Here is a 10,169-nt window from a genome sequence, read left to right as displayed (position 1 = left end):
GTACGCTGGGTTCCTTTTACTTTTTCTTTAACAGCCTTCTGGCACGAGAGGGGTAGTTGGTAATGATTCCATCTACGCCGAGAGAAAACATCAATTTCATGCGATGTGGGCCATTCACCGTCCAAGCATACACTTCCTGATTGATTCGATGGGCTTCTTTTAGCAGCTTAGGGGTGATTTCTACTTGTGGTGCATGAATTTGTTCTGCATGGAACTCTTGAGCAATCTGCCAGGGATGACGCAGGGAACCGATGTAGAGCAAACCGGTTTTAATAGCGGGATTCAACTGTTTGATATGTAGGAGGCTGTTAAAATTGAAGGAAGAGATAATCACACGCTTCTCCAGTTGAAACTGTTCGATCAGGCTCAAAACCTTTTCTTCCAGATTCGGTTGAGGAGTTAAAAAGTTTTTCAATTCCAGAATGACCATCAGATGAGTAGGCTGGACAAATTCAAAGACTTCCTGCAAACTGGGAATCCGTACATGACGGAACTTGGGGTGCAGCCACTCACCGGCATTTAATTGCTGCAACTCATACAAGGTATGTGCACGTACGAGGCCTTCCCCGTTGGTCGTACGTTCCAGTCTGCCATCGTGAATGACCACCACTTCTTCATCTAGTGATAATTGGACATCAAGTTCAATACCGTCCGCTCTCTGGCGGAATGCAGCTCGAAACGCCTCCATCGTGTTTTCTGGAAAGAGACCAGAGGCCCCTCGATGAGCAAAAATGACAGGACACACGTTGTGGTTTCCTCCTTCCTTGCAACATTGTATGCGTGAAGACTTTCAAGCTGAACGGACGGTATTGTTCCTTTTGTTCAAAAAAAAATCTAGCAGCGTTTGCTGGAAGCACCGATTATGACCAAGAGGATGAACAGAATCAAAATCAGCAGAAACTCATCATTAGAGCGGCATTTGCTCATAATACTCCCTCCCTTCCTGTGCTCACTACCATCATCGTATGTACATTGGCAAGGATTGGAGATGGTTTTCTCGATCTTTTTATACAATGTGGAGGATGACTGCCTGGGGATTCTCGTATACAGTAGTGAAAAAGAAGAGCGTCTCAAGAGGGGGAGGGTTGGAATGGACAAACAATGGGAGGCATCAATTCTCGTCGACGAACCAAACAAACGAATCAAAGTACTTCAATACCAAAGTGTCGACATTGCAGCCATTGATCAGCATATTGAACAAAGGGCAGGAGAAATTGGGGTAACGAAGCTGATCATCTACGCACGAAAACGAGATGTGTCAGAATTCATGAACCTCGGGTATCGATTGGAAGGGACAATCGACGGCTTTTTTAATGGTATAAATGCTCAAATGGTATCGAGATTCCTCACGGACGAGCGGTCAACTTCACAAGCGCCAGAGGCAGAGGATGAAATCGTGCGAATCAGTTTGTCCAAACAGGAAACAGGGGTGGAAAAGCTTCCTCCGCTGCCTGATCAATACATCATTCGCGAAGCTTCTGTAGAAGATGCAGAGGAAATGGCTTTTTTGTATGGTCTTGTCTTTAAGACGTATCCGACACCGATGAACGATCCGTCGTATGTGAAGAAAACGATGCAGGAAAGCACGTTTTACTCTGTGGTGGAAGCAAATGGACGAATTGTTTGTGCAGCTTCTGCCGAAGTGACACCTGAATACGGGTCGGCTGAGATTACGGACTGCGTCACACACCCGGACTACCTCGGAAATGGCTTGCTGCAATACCTGTTTCCAGTGCTTGAACAAAAGATGGACGCGATGAACATTTTTTATCTTTACACATTAACCAGAGCCCAATCACACGGAATGAACATCACCGCAGCCAAACAGGGTTATCAGTACAGAGGCAGGCTGGTCAACAATTGCACGATTTTCTCCGGTTACGAAGATATGAATATCTGGGTCAAACCACTTCGAGAGACAAGCGATGAATAGTTCTGATTACTACATGTGTGGATAAAGCAACCGGTGCAGACGGTAAGCCATCACAGCCAGTTGAAGTTGCCAGCGGGTGGATGAGTCTCCCAGTGAAACACCCGCTCTTTCTTCGATAAGCTGGAGGCGATATTTCAACGTGTGGCGGTGAATGAACAGCGCTTGAGCAGCCTGTAACCCGTTGGCATTGTGAAGCAAATAGGTGTGTAGGGTTTCCAATAACTGTTGGGAGTGCTTCCGGTCATATTGAATAATTCGATGCAGCATCGGGTGCCATAAGGATTGGAGTGAAGCAGGCTGCCGATGAAAGGGAAACAGGAACTGATAACCTTCTAACTGCGCATAAGCAACGATGGAAGGGGAGTGAAGCAGAAGTGGTTGGACAGTTAGGGCAAATTCTGCTTCATCTACGGCAACGCTCCAATCGATGTACTGGTCCTTTGGCTCGCTGTGTCCAATGCAGAGAGGAGCCGCATCGAGAATGTTGTTCCATTGCTCCAGTAGCTGCTGGAGCATTTTATACGTGGTCGGCCCTTCTGGCAAAATGACCAATGTCATCTTTGCCCGTTCCCGAATCAGATAGGAAAGTCTTTGCCGTTCTGCCATACGTTTAATGAGAGCAGACAGTTTCCGCTGGTGGACAGTGGATTCGAGCTGTACAGAATCCTCGTGAAGGCGTAGTGCTGCGACAATTTGTTTCCCCTGCAACGGAAAGCCGAGCATACGACAACGTGATTCCACCTCATGGCTCCAAGACAGACGTCCACTGATCAATTCCTCGACGAAATCACCTTGCATCCGCCATTCTGTTTCGGAAATCGCCTGTTCCTTGACGAACTCCAATGCACAAAGCGTTGCTGCGTGCTGTAGAGCAATCTGATCAAGGTCCTGCCATTGGCTTGTTATCTTGCTAAGCGTAAGACTTCCATAGTTTTCTTTAGCCCGAATGGAGATGGTTTGTGTGCTTTCTTTTTCCGTGAACGGAGCTTGTAGCTGTGAATCAAATGAAGGTGCTGCAACTGCATGGACCAGTTCAAATCCGTAAGCATCTAAAATGGAAACACTCCCCGAAGTGAGACGTGCCAGTTCATTGGCAATCGCTTGCAACCCACCACCGCTGAGCGCCACTTTAATGATTTGTTCATGAATCGCTTGTGAGTAGGCCAGTGTTTCAAATTGACGGTTGATAATCGGCTGAAGCATGGCCTTGGTCACCGTTGAGAAATTGACCTCGCTGGGTACCTCTATGAGCGGTAAGCCGTATTGATTCGCAGCTTCGATAAACGAAGTTGGAATCTCACGCAAATAAAACCCCGTATGAATCGCCACGCCACTCAGCCTACGACTTGCCAGTGAAGGGATGAAATCCGCTTGTTTTTCCAGATCCTTCTCCAGGCCAAAACCGGTCGTAATGAGAAACTCGCCCTCCTGAAGCCTAAGCGTATCCTCGACAACTTCCACAATCGTTACCCAGCGTATTTGATTATCCTGTCCCTGCTCGCCTGCCACCAGGCGGGTTTGAACCATATCAGGAAGTCGCAAAGCTTCACGGATTGTGATTGTCATAGTATAAAAACTCCCCTGTAAGAAAGCTCGTATCGTCTTATACAAAATGTACAAAAAATTGTGTATAGTCTGCAAGCTTTTTCTCCAGCCGGTAGAATGGCTTTCGCACCTTGTTGCGCTACGATTGAAGCAAATACATGCGAGAGGTGAATCGTCATGCAAAAAGAGGCGAGAAGCTACTGTATCAAGCCGGAATTGGGAAAGAACTACCCTTTTGTCTCCCACGGAAAAGGGATATATCTATACGATAAACAGGGCAAAGCCTACATCGACGGATGCTCTGGCGCCGTCACGGCAAGCATTGGACATGGTGTCGAAGAAATTGCAGAAGCCATGCACAGACAGGCACTTCAGGTGTCGTTTGCATACCGTTCGCATTTTTCCAGTGATGCAGTAGAAGAGTTGGCGGCGAAACTGGCAGAGTGGTCACCTGGAGAGATTAACTGGACGTTTTTCGTGAACAGCGGTTCAGAGGCGACGGAGACAGCTCAGAAGATTGCCATTCAATACTGGCAAGAACAGGGCTATGCCCGTAAAAACCGCATTGTTTCTAGGTGGATGAGCTATCACGGGATCACGATGGGTGCACTCTCGATGTCTGGACATGTTTTGAGACGCAAGCGGTTTGTTCCGTTGCTCGCAGACTATCCTGCGATCTCAGCACCATATCCGTATCGTAAGCCAGCAGGCATGTCCGATGAGGAATATGGTCTGGCTTGTGCCAATGAGCTTGAAACAGCAATCGCTCGAATCGGGTCAGAGAATGTGGCTGCCTTTATCGCTGAACCGATCATCGGAGCTTCCGGTGGTGCAGTCGTTCCACCCGATGGCTATTTCGAGCGAATCAGAGAGATATGTGACAAATACAATGTCTTGTTTATTGCCGACGAGGTAATGACAGGGATGGGCAGAACCGGAGAGAAGTTCGGAATTGATCATTGGCATGTAACTCCTGACATCATGGCATTGGGCAAAGGCATGAGTGCAGGGTATACGCCGATGGCTGCTACCATGGCAAGTGATGAAATTATCGAGACGATTACCAAAGGCTCTGGCTTGATTATGGCGGGTCACACCTACAGTGCCAACCCTCAATCCGCTGCTGTCTGTCTTGAGGTGATTCGCTATCTGGAGAAGCATAGCTTAGTAGAGAGGGCACGCCAACAGGGTTCCTATCTGTTAACTGAGCTGGGCAAGCTTGCCGAAGAGTTCGACTTTGTGGGAGATGCCCGTGGACGAGGTCTACTCTGTGGACTGGAGTTCGTCCAAAACAAACAGTCCAAAAAACCGTTTGCACTGTCGCAAGGCATCACAAACCGGGTTATCAAGCGCGCGTTTGAGCATGGATTAATGATTTATCCGGCAGTCGGTGCTATCGAAGGTGTAGCGGGTGATGCGATTATAGTCGCTCCACCACTCGTAATTTCCAAGGAAGAGATTGATCAGGTGATAAGCATCCTTCGCCAAACGTTGGTTGACATTCAGGATGAGCTTTATCGGGAACAGCTTCTATCATAAGTCAGGGGTGAGAGGATTGACTTCAAAACGAAATCGGTTTGATAAGGTATGTGCCATTGATGAAGTCATGCATTATTTTCATGATGGAATGACACTTATCGTTGGTGGTTTTGGCGGGGTAGGGAATCCCCCTACGCTGATTCAAGCGATTCTGGACAGCAACATCAAAGATATTACGCTGATTAGCAATGATACAGCCTTTCCCCATATTGGCGTAGGGCAACTGGTGACTGAGCGCAGAGTGAAGAAAGTAATCGCTTCTCATATCGGCTCAAATCCCAATGCAGGCGCACAAATGACCGAAGGAACACTTAATGTAGAATTTAGCCCACAGGGCATTCTGGCGGAGCGAGTTCGGGCGGGAGGGGTTGGCCTTGGAGGGATTCTGTCGGACATCGGACTGGGAACGATAGCGGAAAAGGGCAAAGAAAGAATCGTCATCGGAGAAAAAGAATATTTGCTAGAAACCCCTCTCACAGCAGAAGTAGCCATTATCCATGCAAAGAAAGCCGACCGGATGGGGAATCTCGTCTTTGATACGAGCGGTCGAAACTTCAATCCTCTGGTTGCGATGGCTGGAGACATTACGATAGTGGAAGTAGATGAGATAGTTGAAATCGGAGAATTGGATCCGGAAGAGATTGTGACGCCAAGTGTGTTTGTAGATTGTATCGTGCAAAGTGAAGGGGTGAACTGGCGATGGGCATGGGAGAAGTAAAGCAACCAGAATCATATCGTGAGCGGATTGCAAGGAGAGCGGCTCTGGAAGTGGAAGACGGCATGATCATCAATCTTGGCATCGGAATTCCAACCTTGGTAGCCGATTTCATTTCACCAGACAAACGAGTATTGTTTCATGCGGAAAACGGCGTATTGGGCACAGGGGCAAGTCCGCAGAAAGGGGAAGAGAACCCGATGCTTTGCAATGCGGGAGGATTCCCGGTAACGATTGTACCCGGAGCATCTTTTTTTGACAGTGCCACCGCATTTGCCATCATCCGGCGTGGACTCTTGGATATGACCATACTAGGTGTCTTGGAAGTGAGCGAAAAAGGTGACATTGCCAACTGGATCGTCCCAGGAAAACGGGTACCGGGAATGGGTGGAGCCATGGAGTTAGCGCAAAAGGCCAAAAAAGTGATGGTACTGACCACTCATTTGGAAAAAAACGGCCGTTCCAAGATCGTCCGTGAATGCAATCTCCCGTTAACAGCGAGAAACAGCGCTGACCTGATTATTACCGATATGGCTGTCATGGAAGTAAGAGAAGACGGACTATACTTAAAAGAAGTCATGTATCCTTACACCGTTGCTGATGTGATTGCAGCTACAGAAGCCGAGCTCAAGATTGACGGAGAAGTTGGCGTATTCGAATAATAAAGGGGGCCTGAACGTGAGTGCTGTAAATAACTACAGGGAGCAAATCCGAAAGCAACTGAATGTGATGAAACCGGAAGCGACTGAACTGTTGCAGACGTGGGTGCGTGAGGCAAGCCTGATGGGCAATGAACGAGGTATACAAGAAAAAATTGCCCAAAAACTCTTGCAGATGGGCCTTGACGTAGACGTGTGGGAAATGGACGGAGTAGAATTGAAGAAGCATGACTACTTTGTGTCGCCACGCTCTTCTTTCGAAGGCAGTCCCAATGTGGTCGGTGTCTGGAAGGGAACAGGGGGCGGTCGCTCCATCATTCTCAACGGACACGTCGATGTTGTACCTGAGGGAGATCGGAACCAGTGGGAGCATGATCCGTACAGTGGTACGATTGTAGACGGCAAGTTGTACGGCAGGGGCTCCACTGACATGAAGGGCGGCAATCTCGCTTCTTTACTTGCTATCGAACTTTTGCAGAGTCTAGGGATTCGCTTAAAGGGAGATGTCATTTTTCAAAGTGTCGTGGAGGAAGAAAGTGGTGGCGCAGGAACGCTTGCGACAATCCTGCGAGGGTATAAAGCAGATGCAGCGTTAATTCCTGAGCCGACCAACCTCAAAATCTTTCCCAAGCAGCAAGGTTCGATGTGGTTCCGTTTACTCGTCAGAGGCAGATCAGCGCATGGTGGTACTCGCTATGAAGGAATAAGTGCAATCGAGAAGAGTATGCTGGTAGTAAAAGCTGTAGCTGAATTGGAAAAGAAACGGAATGACCGGATTACCGAACCACTGTATGCCAAGCTGCCGATTCCAATCCCGATCAATATCGGCGTGATTGAGGGAGGCAAATGGCCATCGTCTGTTGCTGATCTGGTGAAGCTGGAAGGCCGTATGGGAGTAGCTCCCGGTGAAGAAATGGAGTCAGCCAAGGCTGAGATGCAGGAGGCTCTACTTTCGCTAGCAGAAACTGACTCATGGTTCGCCGAGCATCCGGTTGAGCTGGAATGGTTTGGAGCGAGATGGGTTCCGGGAGCTGTTGAACTGGATCATCCGCTAATGCAGGTGCTAGAGAAAACTTATTATGAGGTCAAAGGGGAAGCACCAGTCATTGAGGCTTCACCGTGGGGGACTGACGGTGGTCTCTTGACGAAACTGGCAGATACACCGGCCATCGTAATGGGACCTGGTGTGACAGCCGTTGCTCACTTTCCAAATGAGTATATTGAACTTGACGCTGTTTTTGAATGTGCCGAAATATTCGCACTGACACTCCTAGAGTGGTGTGAAGTAGAGTAATGGATAAAGCGTAGCTACATACAGGTAAACTAGCGAAGAAAAGGGGAGTTGGACGTGAAAAAAGCGCAATTTATCAACGGAGAGTGGGTCGGCGGGGAAGCCTACTCTTCCTTGTATGCACCATTTAACGGCGAACAGATTGCTGAGATTCCGGTTGCGACCGAACAGCAGATTGAATCGGCTATTGCCTCTGCCGAAGCTGCTGCAGCCGTTATGCGAAAAATGCCTGCCCATCAGCGTGGTGCATATTTAGAAAAAATCGCCTCGATCATTAGCGAACGTAGTGAAGAGGCTGCCCGAATCATCGCTTTGGAAGCGGGAAAACCACTCAAGACAGCAAGAGGCGAAGTTGCTCGTACCGTTCAAACCTACAAATTTGCTGCCGAAGAAGCAAAGCGGATTCATGGTGAAACACTTCCGATTGATGCTGCTCCAGGCGGGGAGAACCGAGTTGCCTACACCGTAAGGGAGCCGCTAGGGGTCATTGGTGCGATTACTCCTTTCAATTTTCCCATGAATCTGGTGGCACATAAGGTTGGGCCAGCCTTGGCAGCAGGGAATACTGTGGTGCTCAAGCCTGCATCTCAAACCCCGCTCTCTTCTTTATTCTTGGCAGAAGTGGTAGAGCAAGCGGGTTTGCCCAAGGGAGCACTAAATGTGATTACGGGCAGTGGCGGAACAGTTGGTGACAAATTGGTGTTGGACCCACGGGTCAAAAAGATTACGTTTACAGGCAGCCCCTCCGTCGGAATTGGGATACGAAACCGGGCAGGTCTGAAACGGGTGACACTGGAATTAGGGTCGAATTCGGCTGTGATTATCGATAAAGATGTTGACTTGAATGAAGTTGTTCCACGCTGTGTATTTGGTGCTTTCGCCTACTCTGGTCAAGTGTGTATCTCTGTACAGCGCATTTTTGTCGCCGAAGAGATCTTTCAGGCATTTGTCGATGCATTTGTTCAGGCAACGGAAAAACTGCATGGTGGCGATCCATTGCATGAAGACACAGACTACTCAGCGATGATTAACCCGAAAGAAACAGCCCGTGCGTTGTCCTGGATCGAGGAAGCCAAAGAGCAGGGAGCAAAAGTCCTGTACGGTGGACGTACGGAGGGAACGGTACTGTTACCCACGATTCTGACCAATGTACCGTTAGATACCAAAGTTTCTTGCCAGGAAGTATTCGGACCAGTGGTCATCATTCATGCAGTAGGATCAGCAGAGGAAGCCATTCCACTAGTAAATGATTCGCGTTTTGGTCTTCAGGCAGGCATATATACCAATGATCTGAATCTGGCATTTCGTGCAGCAGATGAGCTTCAGGTAGGCGGAGTCATGATCAACGATATACCGACTTTCCGAGTTGATCACATGCCATATGGCGGTGTCAAAGAGAGCGGTGCTGGTAGAGAAGGCGTCCGTTATGCCATCGAAGAGATGACTGAACTGAAACTGGTAGTATTCAAACGATAGGTCAAAAACAAATGTAAACCACGCTTTCGCATAGAAAGTGTGGTTTTTTGTTGGCAAGAATGTAGTGGGTTTTCTTGCTGGGGCTACTACCCTATCAGATAAATGCCGTGTCCATCTCCTAGTGGTGAACATACACTAGTAAGAAGCAAGGTAAGGAAGGCAGGAAAGGAGAAGACTCCATGCGACGACAGCTAAAAAATCGCAGAAATAGAGAATGCCACATTTCTGACGATATCCCAATATCTGTGATTATTCCTGCTAGGAATGAAGAAAAAACAATCCGAAGAGTCATTGCAGAAGCCAAAAGAATCAATAGAAAGACGGAAGTAATTGTCGTATGCAACGGAAATACGGATCGAACGGCAGGGATTGCCAACAAAGCGGGAGCAAAGGTTATCTCCTATGCGGAATCTTTGGGTCATGATGTTGGACGGGCGATAGGTGCTAGTCACGCAAATGGTGAAGTTTTACTGTTTGTTGATGCTGATTTTGTCATCCCTACTTGGATCCTTCGGAAATATTGTTTGGATGTAATAAATGGTTGGGATGTCGTGCTTAATTCCTATTCAGGTATCGTTACCAAAAGCTATATGGATTTGGTTACAGAAGCGAAACGCGTACTGAACCACTTGGCAGGAAGACCTGATCTGATAGGTAGCTCTTTTACAACCGTTCCCCATGCCTGCAGTAAAAAGGCAGTGGAGATTATCGGTTATGAGAATCTGGCAATACCTCCACTTGCACAGGTCCAGGCAATTGTGAGCGGCTTAAAAATCAAACGTGGCCATCTGATCTATACCCCGTATGTTAACCGGAAGCGGAAAAGACCAAGAAACTCCGTAATTCATTTGGTTTTGGGAGATCACGTAGAAGCCATCCGTTCTATTATCCAGGCTCGAGGAATCAGAGGGGGATATGATGGTCCGGGAGGTGAGAACGAATCCAATGAAACGTAAACTTATCTTGTTAAGTAAGGTTGCTCGAAAAAAAGTGGGGAAGCGAAGAATGCAA

10 protein-coding genes are annotated in these 10,169 nt (G+C 48.0%); 7 read left to right on the top strand and 3 right to left on the bottom strand.

All coding sequences use genetic code 11. From position 1 onward, the window contains the following. Window positions 1-16: 16 nt before the first annotated feature. Window positions 17-745, bottom strand: coding sequence for a glycerophosphodiester phosphodiesterase (locus ACPW7N_RS06815; protein WP_425650278.1), 729 nt, complete (start codon window positions 743-745; stop codon window positions 17-19). Between the two features lie 89 nt (window positions 746-834). Beyond that, window positions 835-927 carry a YjcZ family sporulation protein gene (locus ACPW7N_RS06810; protein ID WP_425650277.1) on the bottom strand — a complete coding sequence of 31 codons (93 nt, stop codon included), beginning with the start codon at window positions 925-927 and terminating at the stop codon, window positions 835-837. Between the two features lie 163 nt (window positions 928-1,090). Here ACPW7N_RS06810 and ablB point away from each other — a divergent pair, with 163 nt between their 5' ends. Then, window positions 1,091-1,933, top strand: coding sequence for a putative beta-lysine N-acetyltransferase (gene ablB, locus ACPW7N_RS06805; protein ID WP_425650276.1), 843 nt, complete (start codon window positions 1,091-1,093; stop codon window positions 1,931-1,933). Window positions 1,934-1,942: 9 nt separating this feature from the next. Here ablB and ACPW7N_RS06800 read toward each other — a convergent pair whose 3' ends face one another. Then, a complete protein-coding gene (locus ACPW7N_RS06800; protein WP_425650275.1) occupies window positions 1,943-3,499 on the bottom strand; it encodes a PucR family transcriptional regulator in 1,557 nt (518 codons plus the stop codon). Between the two features lie 156 nt (window positions 3,500-3,655). Here ACPW7N_RS06800 and ACPW7N_RS06795 point away from each other — a divergent pair, with 156 nt between their 5' ends. From ACPW7N_RS06795 to ACPW7N_RS06770, 6 genes are all read left to right on the top strand, one after another. Further along, entirely contained in the window at window positions 3,656-5,017 is a 1,362-nt protein-coding gene (locus ACPW7N_RS06795; RefSeq protein ID WP_425650274.1) for an aspartate aminotransferase family protein, read from the top strand. A 16-nt stretch (window positions 5,018-5,033) separates the two neighbouring features. Continuing rightward, on the top strand, window positions 5,034-5,735 hold the full coding sequence (locus ACPW7N_RS06790) for a CoA transferase subunit A (protein WP_425650273.1): 702 nt from the start codon (window positions 5,034-5,036) through the stop codon (window positions 5,733-5,735). Beyond that, on the top strand, window positions 5,717-6,394 hold the full coding sequence (locus ACPW7N_RS06785; RefSeq protein WP_425650272.1) for a 3-oxoacid CoA-transferase subunit B: 678 nt from the start codon (window positions 5,717-5,719) through the stop codon (window positions 6,392-6,394). Before ACPW7N_RS06790 ends, ACPW7N_RS06785 begins: the two co-directional genes overlap by 19 nt. Before the next feature lie 16 nt (window positions 6,395-6,410). Next, on the top strand, window positions 6,411-7,685 hold the full coding sequence (locus tag ACPW7N_RS06780) for a peptidase (RefSeq protein ID WP_425650271.1): 1,275 nt from the start codon (window positions 6,411-6,413) through the stop codon (window positions 7,683-7,685). Between the two features lie 54 nt (window positions 7,686-7,739). Next, window positions 7,740-9,158 carry an aldehyde dehydrogenase family protein gene (locus ACPW7N_RS06775; protein ID WP_425650269.1) on the top strand — a complete coding sequence of 473 codons (1,419 nt, stop codon included), beginning with the start codon at window positions 7,740-7,742 and terminating at the stop codon, window positions 9,156-9,158. 179 nt (window positions 9,159-9,337) lie between these two features. Then, the gene (locus ACPW7N_RS06770; RefSeq protein ID WP_425650268.1) at window positions 9,338-10,114 is read left to right on the top strand and encodes a glycosyltransferase family 2 protein; all 777 of its coding nucleotides are present in this window, start codon (window positions 9,338-9,340) and stop codon (window positions 10,112-10,114) included. The last annotated feature ends 55 nt before the right edge of the window (window positions 10,115-10,169 follow it).

Source organism: Brevibacillus nigriterrae (genome assembly GCF_049846925.1).
Taxonomy (GTDB): Bacteria; Bacillota; Bacilli; order Brevibacillales; family Brevibacillaceae; genus Brevibacillus_H.
The sequence above is the reverse complement of the archived record's forward strand: the minus strand, read 5'-3'. Positions and strand labels throughout refer to the sequence as shown.

Coding starts and splice junctions, on each gene's coding strand:
- ACPW7N_RS06810 (WP_425650277.1), bottom strand. CDS start 927: ATGAGCAAATGCCGCTCTAATGATGAGTTTCTGCTGATTTTGATTCTG.
- ACPW7N_RS06795 (WP_425650274.1), top strand. CDS start 3,656: ATGCAAAAAGAGGCGAGAAGCTACTGTATCAAGCCGGAATTGGGAAAG.
- ACPW7N_RS06800 (WP_425650275.1), bottom strand. CDS start 3,499: ATGACAATCACAATCCGTGAAGCTTTGCGACTTCCTGATATGGTTCAA.
- ACPW7N_RS06770 (WP_425650268.1), top strand. CDS start 9,338: ATGCGACGACAGCTAAAAAATCGCAGAAATAGAGAATGCCACATTTCT.
- ablB (WP_425650276.1), top strand. CDS start 1,091: ATGGACAAACAATGGGAGGCATCAATTCTCGTCGACGAACCAAACAAA.
- ACPW7N_RS06785 (WP_425650272.1), top strand. CDS start 5,717: ATGGGCATGGGAGAAGTAAAGCAACCAGAATCATATCGTGAGCGGATT.